Source organism: Oryzomicrobium sp., assembly GCF_036820405.1.
Taxonomy (GTDB): Bacteria; Pseudomonadota; Gammaproteobacteria; order Burkholderiales; family Rhodocyclaceae; genus Oryzomicrobium.
This window is the reverse complement of record NZ_DAISLS010000001.1, coordinates 239,533-262,080: the sequence shown is the minus strand read 5'-3', so window position 1 is coordinate 262,080 and position 22,548 is coordinate 239,533. Positions and strand designations below refer to the sequence as shown.

At 68.8% G+C, this 22,548-nt stretch carries 19 protein-coding genes; 7 read left to right on the top strand and 12 right to left on the bottom strand.

The window, feature by feature from the left end:
- The first annotated feature begins 186 nt into the window (after nucleotides 1-186).
- From lexA to V7Z98_RS01200, 3 genes are all read left to right on the top strand, one after another.
- Entirely contained in the window at nucleotides 187-807 is a 621-nt protein-coding gene (gene lexA, locus V7Z98_RS01210; RefSeq protein WP_293261414.1) for a transcriptional repressor LexA, read from the top strand.
- Between the two features lie 236 nt (nucleotides 808-1,043).
- Nucleotides 1,044-2,366 carry a hemolysin family protein gene (locus V7Z98_RS01205; protein WP_293261411.1) on the top strand — a complete coding sequence of 441 codons (1,323 nt, stop codon included), beginning with the start codon at nucleotides 1,044-1,046 and terminating at the stop codon, nucleotides 2,364-2,366.
- A 508-nt stretch (nucleotides 2,367-2,874) separates the two neighbouring features.
- Complete coding sequence (locus V7Z98_RS01200; RefSeq protein WP_334156674.1) at nucleotides 2,875-4,224, top strand: MATE family efflux transporter; 1,350 nt, start codon at nucleotides 2,875-2,877, stop codon at nucleotides 4,222-4,224.
- A gap of 70 nt (nucleotides 4,225-4,294) precedes the next feature.
- Here the strand turns inward: V7Z98_RS01200 and V7Z98_RS01195 are convergent, their stop codons facing one another.
- Entirely contained in the window at nucleotides 4,295-4,759 is a 465-nt protein-coding gene (locus V7Z98_RS01195; protein WP_334156673.1) for an acyl-CoA thioesterase, read from the bottom strand.
- 184 nt (nucleotides 4,760-4,943) lie between these two features.
- Here V7Z98_RS01195 and V7Z98_RS01190 point away from each other — a divergent pair, with 184 nt between their 5' ends.
- Nucleotides 4,944-5,579: a TetR/AcrR family transcriptional regulator gene (locus tag V7Z98_RS01190; RefSeq protein WP_334156672.1), complete on the top strand. Its 636-nt coding sequence runs from the start codon at nucleotides 4,944-4,946 to the stop codon at nucleotides 5,577-5,579.
- Nucleotides 5,580-5,665: 86 nt separating this feature from the next.
- Here the strand turns inward: V7Z98_RS01190 and V7Z98_RS01185 are convergent, their stop codons facing one another.
- From V7Z98_RS01185 to V7Z98_RS01170, 4 genes are all read right to left on the bottom strand, one after another.
- A complete protein-coding gene (locus V7Z98_RS01185) occupies nucleotides 5,666-6,868 on the bottom strand; it encodes an HPP family protein (RefSeq protein ID WP_334156671.1) in 1,203 nt (400 codons plus the stop codon).
- Nucleotides 6,869-7,074: 206 nt separating this feature from the next.
- Nucleotides 7,075-7,434: a cupin domain-containing protein gene (locus V7Z98_RS01180; protein ID WP_334156670.1), complete on the bottom strand. Its 360-nt coding sequence runs from the start codon at nucleotides 7,432-7,434 to the stop codon at nucleotides 7,075-7,077.
- A 420-nt stretch (nucleotides 7,435-7,854) separates the two neighbouring features.
- Nucleotides 7,855-8,928, bottom strand: coding sequence for an asparaginase (locus V7Z98_RS01175; RefSeq protein ID WP_334156669.1), 1,074 nt, complete (start codon nucleotides 8,926-8,928; stop codon nucleotides 7,855-7,857).
- 105 nt (nucleotides 8,929-9,033) lie between these two features.
- The gene (locus tag V7Z98_RS01170) at nucleotides 9,034-10,146 is read right to left on the bottom strand and encodes a tartrate dehydrogenase (RefSeq protein ID WP_334156668.1); all 1,113 of its coding nucleotides are present in this window, start codon (nucleotides 10,144-10,146) and stop codon (nucleotides 9,034-9,036) included.
- Nucleotides 10,147-10,257: 111 nt separating this feature from the next.
- Here V7Z98_RS01170 and V7Z98_RS01165 point away from each other — a divergent pair, with 111 nt between their 5' ends.
- Together V7Z98_RS01165 and V7Z98_RS01160 are read left to right on the top strand one after the other, a co-directional pair.
- Nucleotides 10,258-11,166, top strand: a complete 909-nt coding sequence (locus tag V7Z98_RS01165; protein WP_334156667.1) for a LysR substrate-binding domain-containing protein — start codon at nucleotides 10,258-10,260, stop codon at nucleotides 11,164-11,166.
- A 136-nt stretch (nucleotides 11,167-11,302) separates the two neighbouring features.
- The gene (locus V7Z98_RS01160; protein WP_293261385.1) at nucleotides 11,303-11,680 is read left to right on the top strand and encodes a hypothetical protein; all 378 of its coding nucleotides are present in this window, start codon (nucleotides 11,303-11,305) and stop codon (nucleotides 11,678-11,680) included.
- A gap of 142 nt (nucleotides 11,681-11,822) precedes the next feature.
- Here the strand turns inward: V7Z98_RS01160 and cueR are convergent, their stop codons facing one another.
- The 7 genes from cueR to V7Z98_RS01125 all read right to left on the bottom strand — a co-directional run bounded on the left by cueR (nucleotide 11,823) and on the right by V7Z98_RS01125 (nucleotide 19,030).
- Nucleotides 11,823-12,227 carry a Cu(I)-responsive transcriptional regulator gene (gene cueR, locus V7Z98_RS01155; protein ID WP_334156666.1) on the bottom strand — a complete coding sequence of 135 codons (405 nt, stop codon included), beginning with the start codon at nucleotides 12,225-12,227 and terminating at the stop codon, nucleotides 11,823-11,825.
- A gap of 26 nt (nucleotides 12,228-12,253) precedes the next feature.
- The gene (locus V7Z98_RS01150) at nucleotides 12,254-14,779 is read right to left on the bottom strand and encodes a heavy metal translocating P-type ATPase (protein WP_334156665.1); all 2,526 of its coding nucleotides are present in this window, start codon (nucleotides 14,777-14,779) and stop codon (nucleotides 12,254-12,256) included.
- Nucleotides 14,780-14,865: 86 nt separating this feature from the next.
- Nucleotides 14,866-16,806, bottom strand: a complete 1,941-nt coding sequence (locus V7Z98_RS01145; RefSeq protein ID WP_334156664.1) for a GGDEF domain-containing protein — start codon at nucleotides 16,804-16,806, stop codon at nucleotides 14,866-14,868.
- Between the two features lie 175 nt (nucleotides 16,807-16,981).
- Nucleotides 16,982-17,761, bottom strand: coding sequence for a peptidylprolyl isomerase (locus V7Z98_RS01140; protein WP_293261377.1), 780 nt, complete (start codon nucleotides 17,759-17,761; stop codon nucleotides 16,982-16,984).
- 90 nt (nucleotides 17,762-17,851) lie between these two features.
- Nucleotides 17,852-18,136 carry a BolA family protein gene (locus V7Z98_RS01135; protein WP_334156663.1) on the bottom strand — a complete coding sequence of 95 codons (285 nt, stop codon included), beginning with the start codon at nucleotides 18,134-18,136 and terminating at the stop codon, nucleotides 17,852-17,854.
- 10 nt (nucleotides 18,137-18,146) lie between these two features.
- Nucleotides 18,147-18,449 (bottom strand): YciI family protein, encoded by a 303-nt coding sequence (locus V7Z98_RS01130; protein WP_334156733.1) that lies wholly within the window; start codon nucleotides 18,447-18,449, stop codon nucleotides 18,147-18,149.
- A complete protein-coding gene (locus V7Z98_RS01125; protein ID WP_334156732.1) occupies nucleotides 18,449-19,030 on the bottom strand; it encodes a septation protein A in 582 nt (193 codons plus the stop codon). The genes V7Z98_RS01130 and V7Z98_RS01125 overlap by 1 nt, the downstream gene beginning before the upstream one ends.
- Before the next feature lie 220 nt (nucleotides 19,031-19,250).
- Here V7Z98_RS01125 and V7Z98_RS01120 point away from each other — a divergent pair, with 220 nt between their 5' ends.
- Entirely contained in the window at nucleotides 19,251-22,532 is a 3,282-nt protein-coding gene (locus V7Z98_RS01120) for an ATP-binding protein (RefSeq protein WP_334156662.1), read from the top strand.
- The last annotated feature ends 16 nt before the right edge of the window (nucleotides 22,533-22,548 follow it).

The window sequence follows — 22,548 nt, the reverse complement described above, 5'->3', positions numbered from 1 at the left end:
CGCGGGAGTGCGCTGGAGTGGCACCGGGTTGTTATTTTTGCCTGGCTGTATAAAAATACAGTAATGGGTGAAAGCGCCGCCAACGCCGCAGCCAACCAATGCTGCAATGCCGCTGCCGGCGCCAGTACCCGGCCGCATCAGCCGATTCCCGCCCTGTCTTGCCCGTCCCTGCCGGAGTGCCCGCCCATGAAGCTCACCCCCCGCCAACAGGAAATCCTCGATTTCATCCGCAACACCCTGGAAATCCTCGGGGCGCCGCCGACCCGGGCGGAAATCGCCAGCGCCTTCGGCTTCGCCTCGCCCAACGCCGCCGAGGACCACCTCAAGGCCCTGGCCAAGAAGGGCGTGCTGGTGCTCGAACCCGGCGCCGCCCGGGGCATCCGCCTGGTGCAGCAGCTTGGCCTGCCCCTGGTGGGCAACGTGGCCGCCGGCAGCCCGATCCTGGCCGAGGAGCACATCCAGGGGCGCTACCAGATCGACCCCGGCATGTTCTCGCCCAGGGCGGATTTCCTGCTCAAGGTGCGGGGCCTGTCGATGCGCGACGTGGGCATCATGGAAGGGGACCTGCTCGCTGTGCACCGCACCGGTGAGGCCCGGGATGGCCAGATCGTGGTGGCCCGGGTGGGGGACGAGGTCACCGTCAAGCGCTTCAAGCACCGCGGCCTGCCGGCAGGGGTGGTGCACCTGTTGCCGGAAAACCCGGAGTTCGAGCCCATCGTCGTCGATACCGAGCATGAATCCCTGGCCATCGAGGGCATTGCCGTGGGTCTGATCCGCAACGGCAGCCAGACCGGCGGCCTGACCTGATCCGCCACGGCGGTCGTGCTTCCCGCGCCATAGGCGCAATGCAGGCGCGCGGTGGGCACGATGGGGTATGACAAGGCGTCGATGCCCGCCGGATATGGCTTTAACGGCCGGGTTCGACGGCCGCATCATGACGTTGCCAGGGGGACGGGGCGGCAAAATTCCGGCAGAATACGGCCCTCTTTGTGCCGAGAAAGGACAGGGACGGCCCGTGACAGCGGTACGGCGCGGTCCCGCTCATGGGTAGTAACCTGTTGTTGATCGTCGCAGCCCTGCTTCTGGTGCTGCTCAATGGTTTCTTCGTGGCCGCCGAGTTCGGCCTGGTCAAGTTGCGCGGCACCCGGGTGCGCGCCCTGGCCAAGAACCGGGGGTGGCGCGGCCGCTTCCTGCTCCGGGTGCACAGCGACCTGGACGCCTATCTGTCGGCCTGCCAGCTCGGCATCACCCTGGCCTCCCTGGGCCTGGGTTGGATCGGCGAGCCGGCCTTCGCCCGGGTGGTGGAGCCCCTGCTTGCCGCCCTGGGCCTGGACAGCGCACAGCTGATCCACGGTATCTCCTTCTTCTTCGCCTTCTTCACCATCTCCTACCTGCACATCGTGGTGGGGGAACTGGCGCCCAAGTCCCTGGCCATCCGCCGCTCCGAGGCCATCGCGGTGTGGACCGCGCCGCCGCTCTACGCCTTCTACTGGGGCATGTACCCGGCCATCTGGGTGCTCAACCACAGCGCCGCCACGGTGTTGCGGGTGCTCGGCCTGGGCGGTTCGGCCAAGGGGCAGGACAGCCAGTATTCGGCCGACGAACTGAAGCTGATCCTGCGTTCCTCCGGCTCCGAGGGCCACTACACCAAGGCCGAATGGCGGGTGCTGGCCCAGGCCCTGGACTTCGGCGACCTGGACGTGGCCGACCTGATGCGGCCCTTCAGCGAAGTGGTGGCCCTGCGCCGGGACGATCCGGTGGCCGACAACCTGGACCGCATCGTGCAGCAGCGCTACAGCCGCTACCCCTACCTGGACGAGGACGGGCTGGTGATTGGCGTGCTGCATCTCAAGGACATCTTCATCGCCCTGCAACGCCGCGAGGACCTGACCAGCCTGGACGACCTGGTGCGGCCGGTGCAGCTCGTCTCGCCCAACGAGTCGGCCATGGCCTTGTTCCGCCGTTTTCGCGAAGGGGCGCCGCACTTCGCCGTGGTGGCCTACCAGGACAAGCGCCCCCTGGGCTTCGTCACCCTGGACAACCTGCTCGGCGCCCTGGTGGGCGAAATCCGCGACGAGTTCCGCCAGTCCCAGAACGAATGGACCCGCCTCGACGACGGCTCCCTGATGGGCAAGGGCAGCCTGCCCATCTTCACCCTGGAGCGGGCCCTGGGCATCGACATCGAAGAGGCAGGCGTCGATTCGGTGGGCGGCCTGATCCTGCAAAAGCTCGGCGACCTGCCCCACGAGGGCCAGCGCATCGGCTTCGGCGCCTTCGACGTGGTGGTCAAGCGCATGGTCGGCCCGCGCATCGTGCTGGTGAGGGTCTACCCCAACGAGCCGGGCGAGGACGACGACGAGTTGTAAGGCGGTGCACCGGGCGGGCTTCGTGCCCGCCGCCAGCCGCGTTCCGGCAGTCACCCTCTGTAAACCCCGCGCCGATAAAGGATCTCCAAGGGGTGCCATTGGAGATCGAGGACTGGCGCGGCGATCCGAAGCAGGTGTCTGGAGATGCCCGCCCCGCCTGGGGTTTAGCCGGGTATAAGTTGCGCTTGGTTGCCGCCGTCGCTGCCCGTCATCCGCTGTCGATCTTGCGGTTGCTCTTGTCGTTGCGCGCCCTGTCGCCCAGGTCACTCGGCACCCCGCCAAACCCCGCGCCAGTCCTTGTTCTTCACGGGGTGTGCCGGGAGTGCCAGTCTGGGCGCGGGTTTTCAGGGGTGTTGCTCGAAAGTCCGCGCTCTGCCTTGGTTTCCACGCGGTGCATGATTTTCCGGGGCCACGGGTCGGGCTGGGCGCTGTGCCGATTCCCCGGGCCAAGGCACCGCTAATTTTGTACCATTCGCCCCTTCCGTTTTTTACCCTGTCCCGTCTCCCCATGCTTCGCACCACCCGGCCCCTGGCCTGGCAAATTGCCCAACTGGCCTGGCCCGTCCTGATTGCCCAACTCGCCTCCATCGGCATGATGGTGGCCGACACCGTCATTGTCGGCCGCGCCGGCACCGAGGACCTGGCCGCCGTGGCGGTGGGGTCGGGCATCTACGTCTCGGTGGCCCTGGCCCTGGCCGGGGTGGTCCAGGCCCTGTCGCCGGTGGTGGCCCACCTAGTGGGGGCGCAGAAGGGGGATGAGATCGGCCCCATGGTGCGCCAGGGGGTCTGGCTGGTGCTACTGCTCGCCGTGGTCGGTGCCCTGGTGCTGCACTTTCCCGGGCCGCTGCTCGGCTGGGCCGAGCTGGCGCCGGAGATCGAGGCCAAGGCCCGGGCCTACATGAACGTGCTGATCCTGGCCCTGCCGGCCGGCCTGGGCTACCGGGCCTTCGCCTCGGTGGCCAACGCCGTGGGCCGGCCCAAGCCGTTGATGGTCATCGCCCTGGTGGAAACCGTCAGCCACGCGCTGCTCGCCTGGCTGCTGGTGGGCGGCCACCTGACCGGCACGCCCCTGGGGGCGGTGGGGGCGGCCGTTTCCCAGGCGATCTGCGTCTGGGTCGCCCTGGGCGCCTCGCTGCTGGTCATGCTCAAGGGCGAGGTCTATCGGCCCTACAACATCTTCCGCCGCCTGGAGGGCATCCACTGGAGGCGCCAGGCCGAACTGCTGCGCCTGGGCGTGCCCATGGGCTTTTCCTACCTGGTGGAAATTTCCGCCTTCACCCTGATGGCGGTGTTCGTCGCCCGGCTGGGGGCCGAGACGGTGGCCGGCCACCGCATCGTCGCCAACCTGTCGGCGCTCACCTACATGCTGCCGTTATCCCTGGCCATCGCCACCTCGGCCCTGGTCGGCCAGGCCGTCGGCGCCCGGGACGAAACCCGGGCCCGGCGCACCGCCATGGCCGGCCTGTGGCTGGCCTGCGGCCTGTCGGTGCTGATGGGCGGCGCCCTGTGGCTGGCCCGGGAGGCGGTGGTGGCGCCGGTGAGCAGCGATCCGGCGGTGCGTGCCGTGGCCGTCGGGCTGGTGATCTACATCGCCGTCTACCAATTCTGCGACGCCGCCCAGACCATCGCCGCCTTTGCCCTGCGCGGCTACAAGGTCACTTTCGTGCCGTTGCTGATGCACATCACCTGCTTCTGGCTGATCGGCCTGGGGGGCGGCTACTGGCTGGCCTTCCACGCCCCGGTGCCGCAAGGCGTGGCCGGCTTCTGGCAGGCGGCGGTGGCCGCCACCGTGGCCGCTAGCGTGCTCCTCGGCGGCCTGCTGCTGTGGGTGATCCGCAACCGGCGGCGCGGCGTCTAGCGGTGAGGCCGGGGCCGTTCGCTTCGGCCCGCCCTGTCCGCCCCACATATCAGGCGCCCGGCGTGGTCCTTTATGCCTGGGTCGCCTTGCGGTTGCTAGGGACGATCTCGCTGAAATCCGGGCTGCGCTCCAGGCCGGTCAGCACCTCGGCCAAGGCCGGCGGCGGGGCGATCAGCCTGCGCTCGCCCAGGTCTAGCCAGGCGCCAAGAATCTCGTGGGTGGCCGCCACCTGACCGTCGGGCTTGATGACGTGATGGCGGAAGCGGAAACGCCCGTTGTCGGCGCTGGCTCCGGCCAGTTCCACGTCCACCGTGATCCGCTCGCCCAGATGCACCTCCCGGTAGTATTCGGTTTCCTCGCGGAAGATGATCGGGCCGAAACCCAGTTCGATGAAACGTTCCGGCGGAAAGCCCATGGCCGTCAGCCATTCGACCCGCACGTGGGTGCAGAAGTCGGCGTAGGCGCTGTGGCGGACGTGGCGGTTCATGTCGATGTCGGACCAGCGCACTTCCACCGTCTTGTTGAATTTGGCCATGTCGGGCTCCTGTAAAAATCGATAAATAAACGAACGATCGTGCTATTTTTAGTGGAAATGATGGCCCTGTGCAAGTCCTTGCGCGCAGCCGGGCTGCCGCAGGTGCAGCAGTTGCCGCAATTGTCGATTCCCAGGCCCACAGGCCGGCAGCGAGGCGCGCCATCGATATCCGGAAGGGAAGACCATGGGAAAAGGTGAACAAACCCGGGCCCTGATCCTCGGCGAGGCCGTGGCCCTGGCCAGCCAGGTGGGCATCGAGGGGCTGACCATCGGCGTTCTGGCCGAGCGGCTGAAGCTGTCCAAGAGCGGCCTGTTCGCCCACTTCGGCTCCCGGGAAGGCTTGCAGCTGGCGGTGGTGGAGGCGGCCCAGGCGGACTTCGTCGCCCGGGCGATCAAGCCCGCCCTGACCGAGCCCCGGGGCCTGCCCCGGCTGTGCCGGCTGTTTGAGTTGTGGCTGGCCAACCTGGACCTGCCCGAGCGCCCCGGCGGCTGCCCGCTTCTGGCGGCGGCGGTGGAATTCGACGACCAGCCCGGGCTGATCCGGGACCGACTGGCGGCGGGCCACCGCCATCTGCTCGCCACTCTGGCCCGGGCGTCCGCCCAGGCGGTGGAATGCGGCCATCTGGCGGCGGACAGCGACACCGAGCAACTGGCGTTCGAACTCTTCGGCCTGGTGCTGGCGGCCCACCATCACCTGCGTTTGCTCGGTGACACTACGGCGCTGGAGCGGGCGCGGCGCGGCTTTGCAGAGCGGATTGAGCGCTGCCAGGGGCCGGTGGCGTCGCTCGGCCCGGCCGACGCGGCCGGGGCGATTGCTTAGGCGGTTGTGGTCCCGGGTATTCCGGTGCCTGAGGGCGACATCAGGAAATCAAACGGGCCTGGTTCAATGGCGCTTGCCTGGCCGGGTCATGAATTGGGCGGGTCGGATCGAGCGTCCCCGGCATCCGGCCCGGCGGCCCGTTCCAGGGCCAACTGGTGGAAGACGGCGGCCACCAGATCGGTCTGGCTGAGGATGCCGGTAAGGCGCCCGTCGCCATCCACCACTGGGATCGCCCGGGGATGGCCGCGCACCGCCAGGGCGGCGGCCACGGCCCCCAGGTCATCGTCCTCCCGGGCCGTCAGCACCCCTTCCTCCATGATCTGGCCGACCACTTCCGGCTTGTGGGCGTACATCCCCGGCGTGGGGCGCAGCAGGGCGCGGATGTTGTCGCCCACCGGGCGGCGGGCGTCGGCGGCCACGTGGGCGAGAAAATCCTCCACCCCCACCAGGCCGATCACCCGCCGGGCCCGGTCCACCACCGGCAGGGCCTTGATGTGGTGCCGGCGCAGGCGGCCCCAGGCGTCGTTGAGCTCGGTGGAAAATTCGGCGGTCACCGGCGCCGGAGTCATGATGTCCTTGCAGCGCAGGGTGACGTGACGGCGGAAGGCGCTCTCGGCGGCCAGGTTGTAGACCGCCACCAGGTCGTCCTCGCTGATGTCGAGGAAGGTGTCGAGCCGCCCCAAAGCGTATTGCAGATCCTCGTGGGCGACGCCCGGCCGGGCCAGGGGCGGCGGGGAATCCGCCGCCGGGGCGTGGCTGGTGACGCACTGGGGATAGCGGCGCCCCGGGACCAGGTTGTTGACCGCCACCACGGCGATCAGGGTGGCCAGCACGTTGGCGCCCACCACCGCCATTTCCACCCCTACGGCCGGGGGCGCCAGGGCCAGGGTCAAGGCCAGGGCGCCCCCGGGCGGGTGGAGGCAGCGCAGGCGGGTCATTAGCCAGATCGCCAGGGCGATCGACAAGGCCCCCGCCAGGGCCGGCCAGGGTACCCAGCGTCCGCACGCCAGCCCGGCCAGGGCGGATACCACCAGCCCGCCGGCCACCGACCAAGGCTGGCCCAGGGGGCTGTGGGGCAAGGTGTACAGGATCACCGCCGTGGCCCCCAGGGGCAGCAGCAGATGCCGGGTTTCCGTCGTCGCGGGCAGGACGGCGAGCACTCCCTCGGTGATGAGGAAGCCGAGCAGGGCGGCCAGGGCGGAGCGCCAGCGCTCGGCGGCGGACAGGGGCGCGGCGTCGGCCACCAGGTGGCGCAGGGCGAAGTTGCGCAGGGTTGAGGCGGGATTCATTCCGGGGCGGCAGGGACGGCTGGGGGACGTTATTTTCCCGATGCCGGTTGGTACTGCCTATCGTCACAAGTGAGGGGGAGATGGGGCGATTTAAGTGTTCTCGCGCTACCCGCTTTTTCCCGGGGCCGAATGGCAAAGCCCCTTGAGTTTCAAGGGGCTTGATGGTGTGAAACGATCAGGTGGCTGCCTGTCCGCCTCTCCTGGGGTTAGTGGGCTTTGGCGTAATCCACCATGCCCTGGAAGTCTACGACGATGGCGACTTCATCGCCCACCACCCAGGCATCGTGCCCTGACGGGAGCAGGGAAACATCGCCGGGGTGGCATTCGAGCACCGCGCCGTCGTCCATGACCACCTTGAGCACGCCCGCCACATGGTATTGAAAGTGGGGCGCCTCGCAGCTTTTGGTTTGGGCAATAGGCTGTACCGAGGTTGCCCACCGCCATCCGGGTTCGAAAATGGCACGTCCGACGGTGGCACCGCCGATCTTCACTACTTCCAGCCGTCCTTTGGGGAATTCCCGCACCTCGTCGGGTTTCCCGAAGCTCCGTAGTTCCGCCTTTCCCATTGCAAACCTCCTTCGTGAAGTTGATGGGAGGTGCCCGGCGCATTCAAGGTGACAGCCAATATGGACCGAGAACGCTCAAGCGCTAGGCAAGGGCGATTGATGATGGGCTCACCGATGATTTGGTTCTAGGCGGCGGGGAGCGGCAACGCAAGAGGCTTCTTGGTAGGGGCGGCGGGGCCCGGTTTTGGCTGCCCGGCTGGCGGGTACGGCCACCTTCCAGGCTGTTTCGGCCGGCTTGCCGCGGCGGCCCGCTAGGTGGCGTCGTCCTGGCCGGGGAAGTCCAGCATCACGACGCCGGACCAGATCGCCCCCATGGGGTTGGCGATGCTCTTGTCGTAGATTTGCGGATAAAAAACGGGCACCCGCAGGTGCCCGCGACCAGGCCGGAGGGCCTGGTGGTAACAGTCGTATCCCGGCCGTTTAGCGGTCGAAGTACTTCTGCAGTTCGTCGCGCTTCTGGGTGTGCTGCAAGGCCAGCATCAGCAGGATGCGGGCTTTGTGCGGCGGCAGGTTGTCGGCGGAGATGGTGCCCAGGTCCTGCAGCGTCTTGCCGCCGCCCTGGAAGCCGTACACCGGCAGCACCCGGCCGTTGGGCACCCGGGTGGACACCACCACCGGCACGCCCTGGGCAATGGCGTCCTTGATGGCCTCGTACATGGGGATGTTGACGTTGCCCCAGCCCAGGCCCTGGATCACGATGCCCTTGGCGCCGCCGGCGATGGCGGCCTTGATCAGGCTGCCGTCGGCACCGCCGAACATGGGGATGATCTCGACCTTGGCCAGGTTGTCGCTGATGAGCGGCACGTGCTGGCGGCGCAGGGGGGCGCGGTAAAAAATCACCCGGTCATTGTCCACGTTGCCGAGGAAGCCGTAGTCGCCGGACTTGAAGGTCTCCACGTCGGAGGTGTGGGCCTTGATCACTTCCCGGGCGGCGTTGATCTGGTTGTTGAGCACCAGCATGGCGCCCTTGCCCTTGGCTTCGGGGGTGACGCACACCCGGGCGGCGCCGAGCAGGTTGCGCGGGCCGTCGAAGTCCTTCTCGGAGGCATTGCGCTGGGCGCCGATGAGGATCACCGGTTTGTCACTCTTGACCGTCAGGTCGAGGAAGTAGCCGGTCTCTTCGAGGGTGTCGGTGCCGTGGGAGACGATCACCCCGGCCACTTCCTTGCGCGCCAGGGCCTTGTCCACGGCTTTCTGCAAGGCTACCCAGCGGGGCGGGTCCATGTAGTCGGAAGGGACGTTGGACTGGTTGAGAACCTCGACGCGGGCGTAGTCGGCGATCTCCGGCACGGTGGCGAGCAGGTCTTCGCCGGAAATGGCCGGCACCGGGGCCTTCTTCACCGGGTCGATCTTCATGGCGATGGTGCCGCCGGTGGCGATCAGCTCGCACACCGGCTTGGCCGATTGGGCCTGGGCGGCACCGGCGGTCAGGAGACTGGTGGCGAGGCCGGCCAGGGCGAGACAGAGGGCGGAACGCTTGAAGCGCTGGGTCATGGTTGTCTCTCTTTCGTTATGGTTGTCGGGGTTGGGGGCCTCCCGGCGCTGCCCGGCCCACGCCGCCCGGGAGGCACGGCGGCGTGGCGGTAAGGGATGGGGCGCTTAGATCGCCGCGGCGACGGCCTGGCCCAGCTCCGCGGTGCTGGCCTTGCCGCCCAGGTCCGGGGTACGCGGGCCGTGCTCCAGCACCTGCTCGATGGCCTTCAGGATGGCGTCGTGGGCGGCCCGGTATGTGGCGTCGCCCTGGCCGAGGAAGTCCAGCATCAGGGCGCCGGACCAGATCATGCCCATGGGGTTGGCGATGCCCTTGCCGTAGATGTCCGGGGCCGAGCCGTGCACCGGCTCGAACAGGGAGGGAAAGGTGCGCTCCGGGTTGATGTTGGCCGAGGGGGCGATGCCGATGGTGCCGGTGCAGGCCGGGCCCAGGTCGGAGAGGATGTCGCCGAACAGGTTGGAGGCCACCACCACGTCGAAGCGCTCGGGCTGAAGGACGAAGCGGGCGCACAGGATGTCGATGTGCTGCTTGTCCCAGCCGATCTGCGGGTACTCGGCGGCCACGGCGGCGAGGCGCTCGTCCCAGTAGGGCATGCTGATGGCGATGCCGTTGGACTTGGTGGCGGAGGTGACGTGGCGCTTGGGCCGGTCGGTCCGGCTGGTGTTGCGGGCCAGTTCGAAGGCGTAGCGCAGGATGCGGTCCACCCCGTGGCGGGTGAATACCGATTCTTGCAACACCAGCTCCCGGTCAGTGCCTTCGAACATCTTGCCGCCCACGGACGAATATTCGCCCTCGGTGTTCTCGCGGATGATGGTGAAGTCGATCTGGCCCGCCTCCTTGTTGGCCAGGGGGCAGGGCAGGCCGCGCATCAGGCGCACCGGGCGCTGGTTCACATACTGGTCGAAGCGGCGGCGGAATTGCAGCAGGGAGCCCCACAGGGAAACGTGGTCAGGCACCTTGTCCGGCCAGCCCACGGCGCCGAAGTAGATGGCCTCGAAGCCGGAGAGCTGCTCGAACCAGTCGTCCGGCATCATCTTGCCGTGGGCCAGATAGTAGTCGCAGTGGGCCCAGTCGAACTCCACGAATTCCAGGCCGATGCCGAACTTGCCGGCGGCCGCCTCCAGCGCGCGCAGCCCCTCGGGCATGACTTCGCGGCCGATGCCGTCGCCGGCGATGACGGCGATGCGATGGACGGGGCGGGAGGTGGCGGGGGAGGTCATGGAGGCTCCGGATCGGTGATAAAGAAGTGCTCTCACTTTACCCGTGCTGTTTTGTGAAAAAATACCGTTTCTGTGAATTGATTAACCACGATTCGTGGTGATTGATGTCCCATGCAGCTACCCGCCGCCTACCCCCAACTCGACGACCTGCGCCTCTTTTGCGAAGTGGTGCGCGGCGGCAGCCTGGTCGCCGCGGCCGCCGCCCTGTCGGCCTCGCCCTCCTACGTCAGCAAGCGCCTGGGCATCCTGGAGCAGCAGCTCGGCGTGCGCCTTCTCCACCGCACCACCCGGCGCTTGGCGGTGACCGAGGACGGCGAGACGGTGCTGCGCTGGGCCCGGCGTCTGCTCGCCGACGTCGAGGAAATGGCCCTGGAGGTCAAAGCCAGCCGGGCCGAGCCGGAAGGGCTGCTGCGCATCACCGCCAGCTTCGGCTTCGGCCGCTGCCACGTGGCGCCGGTGGTGTCGGAGTTCGCCGCCCGCCACCCCCTGGTGGAAGTGCGCCTGGACATCCTGGACCGGCCCATCGACCCGGTAGCCGAGCAGGTGGACGTGGACGTGCGCCTGGGCGGCCCCCTGGAGCCCCACCTGGTGGCCCAGAAGGTGGCCGACAACCACCGGGTGCTGTGCGCCGCTCCGGCCTACCTGGCGGCCCACGGCACGCCTCAGCGCCTCGACGACCTGGCCCGCCACCGCTGCCTGGTGATCCGCGAGCGGGACCACGTCTTCGGCATCTGGCGTCTGGCCGGCCCGGGCGGGGAAGAGACGGTCAAGGTGCGCGGCACCCTGTCCGCCAACCACGGCGAGATCGTCCACCGCTGGGCCCTGGACGGCCACGGCATCATGCTGCGCTCGCGCTGGGACGTGGATGAAGAATTGGCCAGCGGCCAGCTGGTGCGGGTGTTGCCCGCCTACCGCCAGCAGGCCGACATCTGGGCGGTGATGCCTTATCGGCCGGCCCAGCCCCCCAAGGTGAGGTTGTTCGTGGAGTTTTTGCGGGAGCGGATGGGAAAGCGGGCTTGAACTGGAGTGGGCAGTGAAGGCGGGATTGCCCGGACGGCAAAGCTAGCCTCACGGGGTGCTCATTTGTTGCAATGCATATGCCGGAGGCACAACGGCGTAAAATGGCCCCGATTTCCGTCAAAAGGGGCCTCACCGCATGAACCTCCGTTCCCTCCTGGCGCCCGGCGCCCTGTCTCTTTCCCTGATCCTGGCTGCCTGCGGCACGGCCCCGTCGGCGCCGCCCGCCGCCCAGAGTGGGCAGCAGCTCGAATTCAAGCTGGCCAGCGGCACCTACAACTGTGAGAACCAGGTGCGCGTACGCGTCGACCGGGAAATTCGCAATCAGGTCAATTCCGGCATCAGCCTCAACTGGAACGGCGGCAGCTACCGCCTGGTGCGCGATGCCTCCTCTTCCGGCCTGCCGCGCTTCGAGGACCGGGCCAGCGGCCTGGTGTGGATCGACCTGCCGTGGAAGAGCCTGCTGCTCGACGGCAAGACCAACACCCCCCTGATCAACGAGTGCCGGCCGGCCTGAGCGCGCTCCGCCTCAGCCGCATGATCCGGCGCCGCCTGGAGCGGCGCACAAAAAAGGGCGCTTTCCGTGGAAGCGCCCTTTTTCATCGGCTGGCGAGTGACGGCCGATACCGGCGGCCGATACCGATTGGCCGTCATGTCGGTCACTCCGCCGGCGCGGCCCGGTGGCCGATGCCTTCCAGGATCGGGCAGTCGGGCCGGTTGTCGCCGTGGCAGCAGGCCGACAGGGTGCGCAGGGCGCCGATCATGGCGTTCAGCTCGGCCACCTTGGCTTCCAGGGTGGCGATGTGGCGCTCGGCCAGGGCCTTCACGTCCCGGCTGGCGCGCTGCTGGTTGCGCCACAGGGAGAGCAGCTCGCCGATCGCGTCCAGGCCGAAGCCCAGGTCCCGGGCGGAACGGATGAAGCGCAGGGTCTCCACGTCCCGGCCCTGGTACTCCCGGTAGCCGGAATCCCGCCGGGGCGCCGCCGGCAGCAGGCCGATGGTTTCGTAGTGGCGGATCATCTTGGCGCTGATGCCGCTTTCCTGGGCCGCTTCGCCGATCTTCATGGTGCTGTCTCCATCCATTTTCTCCGTCAGGCCGCCCGGGGGCCCGGGGCCACGTCGCCCGCTTCCCGGGCGAGGGGATCGGGCTCGACCGCCCGGGGCAGGCCGGTGGGCCGCCAGCGCTTGAGCAGCAGGGCATTGGTCAGCACCGAGACACTGGACATGGCCATGGCCGCCCCAGCGAACACCGGGTTGAGCAGGCCCAGGGCCGCCAGGGGAATGCCCACCACGTTGTAGATGAAGGCCCAGAACAGGTTCTGGCGGATCTTGCGCACGGTCATGCGCGATAGGGCGATGGCGGCGGCCACCAGGCGCGGGTCGCCGCGCATCAGGGTGATGCCGGCGGCGTGCATGGCCACGTCGGTACCGCTGCCCATGGCGATGCCCACGTCGGCGGCGGCCAGGGCCGGGGCGTCGTTGATGCCGTCGCCGACCATGGCCACCACGTTGCCGCCCTTGCCGCTAGCCTTCAGCCGGGCGATGGTGGCGGCCTTGTCGGCGGGCAGCACCTCGGCCTCCACCTGGTCGAGGCCAAGCTGGCCGGCCACGGCCTGGGCGGCGCCCCGGTTGTCGCCGGTCACCAGCACGGTGCGGATGCCCTGGCGATGCAGGGTGGCGATGGCTTCCGCCGATTCCGGCTTAAGCGGGTCGCCGTAGGCGAACAGGCCGAGCAGGCGCGGCGCCGCCGGCTCGCTCGCGTCCGCCAGCCAGGCCAGGCTGCAGCCCTGGGCGGTGAGGCGTTCTTGGTCGGCGGCGAAGGCGGCCAGGGCGCCGTCCAGGCCCAGTTCGCTCATCAGGCGGGTGCTGCCCAGGCGCAGGGCACGGCCTGCGACCTCACCGGCCATGCCCCGGCCGGGCAGGGCTTCGATGGCGTGGGCGGCGGGCAGCGTCCCATTGCTGCCATTGCCTGCGCCCGCATTGGCCTCGGCCTTGGCGGCGGTCACGGTGGCCTTGGCCAGAGGGTGTTCGCTGCCGCTCTGCACGGCGGCGGCCCAGGCCAGCACCGGCACGTCCACCCCGGGCGCGGCACGCTGGAACACCAGGCCGGGCTGGCCCCGGGTCAGGGTGCCGGTCTTGTCGAAGGCCACCAGGCGAATCTGCTGGGCCAGCTCCAGGGCTTCGGCGTCCTTGATGAGAATGCCGTGGCGGGCGCCGACCCCGGTGCCGGCCATGATCGCCGCCGGCGTGGCCAGCCCCAGGGCGCAGGGGCAGGCGATCACCAGCACGGTCACGGCGTTGATCAGGGCGGTTTCCCACTGGCCGGTGCCCAGGCCCCAGGCGAGCAGGGTGGCGAAGGCGATGACCAGCACCACCGGGACGAAGACGGCGGCTACCTTGTCCACCAGCTTCTGGATCGGTGCCTTGGCGCCCTGGGCGTCTTCCACCAGGCGGATGATGCGGGCCAGCACGGTTTCGTTGCCCACGGCGCCGACCACCACCCGCAGCAGGCCGTTGCCGTTGATGGCCCCGCCGGTGACCGGGTCGCCGGGATTCTTGTCCACCGGCAGGCTCTCTCCGGTGATGAGGGATTCGTCCACGCTGGAGGCGCCGGTGCGAATCTTGCCGTCCAGGGGAATGCGCTCGCCGGGGCGCACCACCATCAGGTCGCCGAGGCGCACCTGGGCCACCGGCAGCTCGGTTTCCTCGCCGCCGCGCACCACCCGGGCGGTGTCCGGGCGCAGGGCTTGGAGGGCGCGGATGGCTTCGGTGGTCTGGCGTTTGGCCCGGGATTCGAGCCACTTGCCCAGGCGCACCAGCACGATCACCACGGCGGCGGCCTCGAAATACAGGTGGGGCTCGTCCAGGGCCAGCCACTGGTACAGGGACAGGCCGTAGGCGGCGCTGGTGCCCAGGCTGACGAGCAGGTCCATGTTGCCGCTGCGGGCCTTCACCGCCCCCCAGCCGGCCTTGTAAAAACGGGCGCCGAGGCCGAACTGGACCGGAGTGGCGAGCAGGAACTGGACGAAGGCCGGCAGCATCCAGTGGATGCCCAGGGGCTGCAACACCATGGGCAGCACCAGGGGCAGGGAGAGCAGGGCGCCGCCGGCCACCAGCAGCCCCTCGCGGCGCTCCCCGCGGGCCCGGGCCCGCTCGGCGGTTTCCATCGCGGCAGCGCCGGTTTCCGCCGTAGAGGGCAGGGCGGCGCCGTAGCCGGCGGCTTCCACCGCGGCGATCAGGGCATAGGGGTCGGCGCCGGGGCCGACGCCATCGATTTCGGCGGTCTCGGTAGCCAGGTTGACCTGGGCCGAGATCACGCCGGGCACGGCGGCCAGAGCCTGCTCGATGCGGCCGGCGCAGGTGGCGCAGCTCATGCCGGTGACGGTCAGGCGGGTGGCCTGGCTCGCCACCCGGTAGCCGGCGTCGGCCACGGCCCGGGCCAGGCGGGCCACGGGAAGGTCCGCATCGCCGGCGGCGGGCACGACGCGCACGGTGTCGCTGGCCAGGTTGACCTGGGCGCTGCCGACGCCGGGCACGGCGGCCAGGGCCTTTTCGACCCGGCCGGCGCAGGCGGCGCAGCTCATGCCGGCCACGGGAAGGGTGAGTTCGCTGCTCATGGTGTCATTCCTTGTTGAGGGAATGACTCTAGCTTGGACCTTCCCATCGTGGGAAGGTCAACCCACGGTGCCGGGGGCTTGAACGCTCAGGGGAGGAAGGGTTCGACGAGTTCGTTGCCGTCGGATTGCGGGGATTCCCCGGACCCGTCGATTTCTTCGAGCCCGATCCCGCCCGCGGGAGAAAGGATGGGCCGGCGGCGCTCGATGAACAGGCTGCTGCCGGGCTGTTTCTTGGCCTGTTTCTTGGCGCCGGCGCAGACCGCCGAAATCTCGTGGTGGGTGTGAAACTGGCCGGGCTGGACGCGCACCGCGCCAATGGACAGGGAGGGCAGGGGGTTGAACACCGGCCGGCCCTTGCGGTCCTCGCCGGCGAAACCGCCGCGCCGCAGGTCCTCGGGTTCCACCAGGTTGAGGATTTGCTCGTCGAACTGGCGCAGGGCCTTGGCGCAGCGTTCTTCCCAGTCGTCGCTCTGGAAGAGGATGACGAAATCGTCGCCGCCGACGTGGCCGACGAAGTCGCGCCGGTTGTCGGCCACCCCCACCAGCAGCCGGCCGAGCAGCTGGATCACGTCGTCGCCGCGGCGGTAGCCGTAGGCGTCGTTGAAGGGCTTGAAGTTGTCGATGTCGAAGTAGCAGGCGGCAAAGGCGGCCCCGCCGGTGCTCTGGCTTTCCAGCAGCCGGTCGGTGTGCTCGTTGAGGGGCACGTTGCCCGGCAACTGGGTGAGGGGGTTGGCGTAGCGGGCGGCGGAAATCTGCAGTTCGGTGATCAGCGCCATCAGCGCCTGGCCGCTGCCCACGCCGGCGTAGCGGCCGTTCTCGGTGATGACGAAGCCATCCTGCAAGTAGTGGCTGGAGGCCCGGGACACCATGCGGCTGACCTCCTGCACCGGCAGCTGGTGGTCCACCACCAGGGGCGCCGGGTCCATGAACATGGTGCAGGGCTTCTTGCCATACAGCTCGCGGCGGAAGGGGCGGGCGAAGCGGTCGATCAGGTTGTGCCGGTTGATCAGCCCCACCGGCGTGCCGCCGTCGTCCACCACCGGCAGCACCTGGATCTCCGGGTCCATCTCGAAGCGCTCGTAGACCTTGTCGTTGGGCGCCAGGGGCGAGATGGGGGTGATGTACTGGAGCAGGTTGCGCGCCGTGGCCATGCCGCTGCCGGCGCTGGCGTTGGGGAAGACCATGATCTGCCCGGCGGCCAGGGCCGACAGGGCGGTCTTTTCCGGCTGGATCGGCGGCTTGGCGGTGGGGCGGGCGATGAAGTAACCCTGGCCGCAGGCGATGCCCAGATCGCGGATGGTGGTGAAGTCGGCTTCCCGCTCGATGCCTTCGGCGATGATGAAGGCGCCGCTGGTCTCGGCGATGTCGTGCATCGAGCGCACCAGCTGGAACTTGAGGGGGTCGTCGGCGATGCCGTGGACGAAGTGCCGGTCGATCTTGACGAACTCGGGGCGCAGCTCGGACCACATGCGCAGGTTGGAAAAGCCTTCGCCCAGATCGTCGATGGCGATGCGGTAGCCCAGGCCCCGGTAGTGCAGCAGGGCGTCGCGCAGGGCGGGAAAGTCGTCGATCTGCTGGTTCTCGGTGACTTCGATGACGATCCGGCTGGGGGTCAGCCCCAGGTCCCGCAGCAGGTCCATGGTGGTGCCGTTGCGGAAGGCCGGGTCGCGCAGCGAGGTGGGGCTGGAATTGACGAACAGGCGCCCGGGCAGGTGCTGCTCGGCGAAGGCCTTGAAGATGGTTTCCCGGCAGGAACGTTCCAGTTCGAGCAGGCGGTCGGCCTCCCGGGCGGCGGCGAACAGCTGGAGCGGAAATTCCAGGGGCGAACCCTCCGGACCCCGGATCAATCCCTCGAAACCCAGGTAGGCCCGGCCGCGCAGGTCGAGAATGGGCTGGAACACCGCCCGCAGCAGCTGCCCGGCGAGAATGCCTTCCAGCTCCCGGAAGGCAGCGGAATCCGGCGGCGCTGCCGTTTCGGCGTCCGGGCGGGGGATCAGGGCAAGGTGCGGCGGGTGGGTATGGGGCATGTCGTTTTCGTTGTCGTGAGAAGTAACCCGGGAATGACCCAAAGCGCCGCGCACTGTACCGGCGCGGCGTGACGCCTTCGTGACAACGCTTGCCCCTGCCCATGCCGCGCGCCCATGAAAAACGGGGCGCCGGTTTCCCGGGCGCCCCGCTGGCGGTACGGCAGGCTGGCGGTGCTTATTCGACCTTGGCCTTGGCGCGCAGGTCGCCGATCAGCTTGTCCACCATCTTCTGCTCGATGCGCTGGCTCAGCTGGGGCTTGACCTGGTCGAAGGGCGGGGCGGACAGGGGACGGGATTCCTCGAGCAGGATCACGTGCCAGCCGAAGTCGGACTTCACCGGGGCGTCGGTGTACTGGCCCTTGTCCAGCTTCACCAGGGCGTCGGCGAAGGGCTTCACGTAGGCGTTGGGAGGAGCCCAGCCCAGGTCGCCGCCGTTGTCCTTGGAACCCGGGTCCTTGGAATCCTTGGCCAGGTCGGCAAACTTTTCGCCCTTCTTCAGCTTGGCGATGATGTCCTTGGCCTGGTCTTCGCTCTCCACCAGGATGTGGCGGGCGTGGTATTCGTTGCCGCTCATCTGGGCCTTGATGGCGTCGTATTCCTGCTTGAGCTGGGCGTCGGTCACCGGGTTGGACTGGACGTAGTTCTGCAGGAAGGCGCGGATCAGCACGGACTGGCGGGCCAGTTCCATCTGGGCGGAGACTTCGGGCTTCTTGTCCAGACCCTTCTTCTTGGCTTCCTGGACCAGCACTTCGCGGCGTACCAGCTCTTCCTTCACGGCGGCGCGCAGCTCGGCATTGTCCGAGGCGCCCTTGGCCTTCTGTTCGTTCACGATGGCGTCGGCCAGGGGCTTGGCGATGGACACGCCATTGACCTTTGCCACGGACTGGGCGAAAGCGGGGGCGCTGATGACGGAAGCGGCAACCAGCGAGAGGGCCAGTTTGGACAGCGTATGCATATATGAGTCCTTGGTGGGGGAAAGCGTTGCGTTGATGACGAAGGGATTATACGGCGGAGAAAGGGCGGGTGAGGCGGGCGAAGAACGGCGTCAGGCCTCTTCCTCCGGGGTATGGGTGGTCAGCGCCAGGGCATGGATCGGGCCGCGCATCAGGTCGCCGGCGGCGACATAGACCTGGCGGTGGCGGGCCACCGTGGACTTGCCGGTGAAAGCCGCCGAGACGATCCGCACCCGGAAGTGCCGGCCGCCACCCCGGGCCCCGGCATGACCGGCGTGGTGGTGGCTGTCGTCCTCGACGGTCAGCCGGACGGGGGCGAGGGACGCCTCCAGGCGCTGGCGCAGTTCAGCGATCAGGGCTTCGGCGGTGTAGGCCATGGCGACGGACTTAGGCGGGCAAGGCCTTCTTGAAGGGCTTGACCACGACCTTGGCATAGACACCAGCGGCCACGTAAGGGTCGGCGTCGGCCCAGGCCTTGGCATCGTCCAGGCTGGGGAATTCGGCCACGATCAGGCTGCCCGAGAAGCCGGCAGGGCCGGGGTCGGGGGAGTCGATGGCGGGAAAGGGGCCGGCCAGCAGCAGGCGGCCTTCGGCCTGCAAGGCCTGGAGCCGGGCCAAGTGGGCCGGGCGGGCGGCCAAGCGCTGCTCCAGGGAGCCGGAAACGTCTTCACCGACGATGGCGTACCACATCATTGTTTTTCCTCCAGGCCGGCCTCGGAAGGGCGGGCGTCGGGTTGTTGGGAAGGATCGCTCATGTAGCGGGCCAGGATCAGGCCCTGGGCGATCATGAAGGCCAGCAGCATGCCGGTGGCGCCGAACAGCTTGAAATTGACCCAGGCGTCGAGGGAATAGCTGAAGGCCACGTACAGGTTGGTCAGCCCCATCACCACGAAGAAGCCGGCCCAGGCCAGGTTGAGCTTGTGCCAGATCGGCTCCGGCAGGCTGATCTGGGCGCCCAGCATGGAGCGGATGAGGTTCTTGCGGAAGAAGATGGAGGCCCCCAGCAGCACCGTGGAGAACAGCCAGTAGAGCACCGTGGGCTTCCACTTGATGAAGGTCTCGTCGTGGAGCAGCAAGGTGGCGCCGCCAAACACGGAGACGATGGCCAGGCTGGCCCAGAGCATGGTGTCCACCTTGCGGTGGCGGTGCCAGACCCAGGCGATCTGGGCGACGGTGGCGGCGATGGCCACGGCGGTGGCGGCGAAGATGCCGGCCGTCTTGAAGGCCACGAAAAACAGGATGACGGGGAGCAGGTCGAAGAGGAACTTCATCGGCAGCTGGGTGTAGGGCGGAAAGGCAGGAAAGCGCGGCAAAAGTCCGTCGATTATGGGCTGTCCCGAGGGGGAATGTCCATGCAATCGCCGCATCTTTGGTGACAATATGTAATCCGCCACAGCAGGGGGGCTGCGGTGCCGCGCTATACTCGCCGCTCGCCGCCGCGAGGCCGTTGCCGCGGATGCCCAGCTGCCGGACCCCATTCCCCCCTTCGCCATGGCCTCTTCGTTCCGCCTGCCCCCCTTCTGGTCGCGCTGGCTGCCCCGCCATCTCGGTGCCCAGCTCACCCTGCTGGTGTCCCTGCTCTTTGCCGGCACGGTGCTTGTCTACACCTGGGCCACGGCGTCGGCGGACATGGCCCTGGCCGAAAATCTGGTGATCAATCAATCCCGCACCCTGGCGCGGGGCGTGGCGGATGCGGTGGACAGCCATCTGGTGACGGGCAACGGCGCCGGGCTGGAATACGCCCTGCTGCATGCCAACGAGGCCACCGAGGTGCTCGCCCTGACCGTCACCGACCCGGCCGGCAAGGTGCTGGCCGCCACCCGGCGCAATGTGGATAGCGTTGGCAGCGGTGGCAACGGTGGCAGCGGAGAAGGATCGAAGAGCGACGTCCAGGCGGTCTATGGCCTGGAGCCCCTGGCGGTACCCCAGGAGACAGCGGCCATCTACGAACTGCTGCCCCGGCGGCAGGCATCGTCGTCCTCCAGCGCCCGGCTGATCCTGTGGCACCCCATCGAGCGGGGCCGCCTGGAAGGCTGGCTGCGCATGGAAGTGGGGCTGGACGCCCTCGACCAGGCCTGGCACCAGACCTGGCGCACCAGCCTGCTCATCGCCCTGGTTTCGGTGGCGGTCAGCGCCGCCGTCCTGCTGGTCTTCCTCGCCCGTCCCCTGGAGGCGCTGCGCCAGGCGACCCGCTTTGCCGCCGAACTTGACCTGCGCCGCGGTGAGACCCTGCCGGCCTATGCCGGCGACCAGGAAACCGGCGAGCTGGTTGGGGCCCTCAACCGGGCATCCCTGCAACTGGCTGCCCACGAGGCGGTGATCGCCGAGCACACCCGCTTTCTCAAGAGCCTCACCGACGCCCTGGGCGAAGGGGTGGTGGCCACCGATGCCTTGGGCCGGGTCACCTTCGTCAATGCCGAGGCGGAGCGCCTGCTCGGCTACACCCGGGCCGAACTCGAAGGCGAGTACCTGCACGACCGCATCCACCCCTGCACCCTGAGCGGCCAGCCGGTGGCCCGGGACGAGTGCCCGATGCACGCCCCGGCGGTGTTGCGCCACGTCTTCCGCTCCGACTACGACGCCTTCGTGTGCAAGGACGGCAGCCTGCTGCCGGTGTCCGTGGTGCAGGTGCCCCTGCTCGAAGGCCCGCGCCTGACCGGTACCGTGGCCGCCTTCCAGGACATCACCGAGCGCAAGCGCGACGAGGAATACCTGCTCGCCACCACCTCCCGCCTCACCGCCCTGATCGAAAGCCTCCAGGCCGGCATCCTGGTGGAGGACGAGCACCGCCAGATCCTGCTGGTGAACCAGGCCATGCCGGCGGCCCTGGGCCTGGATTCGTCCCTGGCCGAAAGCTATATCGGCCAGGACTGCCGCGACGTCCTGGCCAGCCACCTGCCTCTGATGGAAAACGCCGAAGAGCTGCGGGACTGGGTAGAAGGCCGGGTGCTGGAGCGGGAGCACGCCGAGGGCCAGGAAATGCGGCTGAAGGACGGCCGGGTGCTGGAAATCGACTACGTGCCGATCTTCCTCTTCCCCGACGCCCCGGACCCGGAGGGCTACCGGGGCCACCTGTGGCTGTTCCGCGACGTGACCGAGCGCAAACAGGCGGAACGGGACCTGGAGCAGGCCCGGGCGGCGGCGGAGGAGGCCAACCGGGCCAAGAGCGTGTTCCTCGCCAGCATGAGCCACGAAATCCGCACCCCGATGAACGGCATCCTGGGCATGACCGACCTGGCCCTGGAAACCGACCTGGACCCGGTGCAGCGGGACTACCTGGAAACGGTCAAGGTTTCCGCCGAATCCCTGCTGGTGATCATCAACGACATCCTCGACTTCTCCAAGATCGAAGCCGGCCGGATGGACCTGGAGTCCATCGCCTTCGCCCCGCGCCGCCTGGTGCGCGAAGTGGTCAAGCTCCTGGCCTTGCGCGCCCGGCAGAAGGGGCTGACCCTGGAATCGGTGGTCACCGAGGACGTGCCCGAGCGGCTGGTGGGGGACCCGGGGCGCCTCAAGCAGGTGCTGATCAACCTGATCGGCAACGCCATCAAATTCACCGAGCGCGGCGGCGTCACCCTGACCCTAACCGGGGGCGGGAGCGGAGCCCCGGGGCACCTGCGGGTGGCGGTGAGCGACACCGGGGTGGGCATCCCGGCGGAAAAGCAGCAGCTCATCTTCGACGCCTTCTCCCAGGCCGATAGCAGCATCGCCCGCCGTTTCGGCGGCACCGGCTTGGGCCTGGCCATCTGCAATCGGCTGGTGGGGCTGATGGGCGGCCGGATCGGCGTGGACAGCCGGCCCGGCCAGGGCGCCACCTTCCATTTCGACGTACATCTTGGCCTGGTGGAGAGCGCCGTGGCGATGCCGTCCGGCGCGGCGGACGAGGAGGAGGGCCGGGATGCCGGAGAGCGGGAAACCGTGCTCCAGCCCCTCTCCCTGCTGCTCGCCGAAGACCACCCGGTCAACCGCAAGCTGGCCCTGGCCCTGCTCAACGGCCGGGGCCACCGGGTGACGGTGGCGGAAAACGGCCGCCAGGCCCTGGACCGCTGGGCCGCCGATCCGGAAGCCTTCGACGCGGTGCTGATGGACGTGCACATGCCGGAAATGGACGGCCTGACCGCCACCCGGGCGATCCGGACGGCGGAAGCGGCCCGGGGCCTGGCCCGGGCCATCCCCATCGTCGCCATGACCGCCAGCGTGCTGGACGGGGACCGGGAAGCCTGCCTCCAGTCCGGCATGAACGGCTACGTGGCCAAGCCGGTGGTGGCGGAAAAACTGTTCGCCGAATTGGGCCGCTGCCTGCCCGGGGCGGTGCTGGCCGGTCCGGCGGCGGCCGCCGCCGTGGCCGAAGCCGCGCCGGTGGCGACCGGCGGGCCGCTCCTCGACCGGGCCGAAACCCTGGCGCGCATGGGGGACGACCCGGCCCTGGTGGCGACCCTGGCGGACATGTTCCGCACCGAACTGCCGCGCCACCGCAGCAACCTGGCGCCACCGGGGAGCGAGGAGGGTACCGTCTGGGTGAAGCGCATCGCCGAGGAAGCCCACACCCTGAAAAGCCTGTTCGCCACCTTCTCCGCCCCCGCCGCCACTGCCCAGGCCCTGGGGCTGGAACAGGCCGCCAAGGAAGTGCTCAAGGCCTGCGCGGCGGGGCAGGCCGGGCAGTTGAGCCAGCCCGGCGGGGCCGAACTCACGGCCTTGCAGCAGCGGGTCGGCGAACTGCTCGCCACCCTGGATGCGGTGGACGGCGAACTGGCAGGCTGGCTGGCCGCCTGACGCGGCGCCGTCGTCG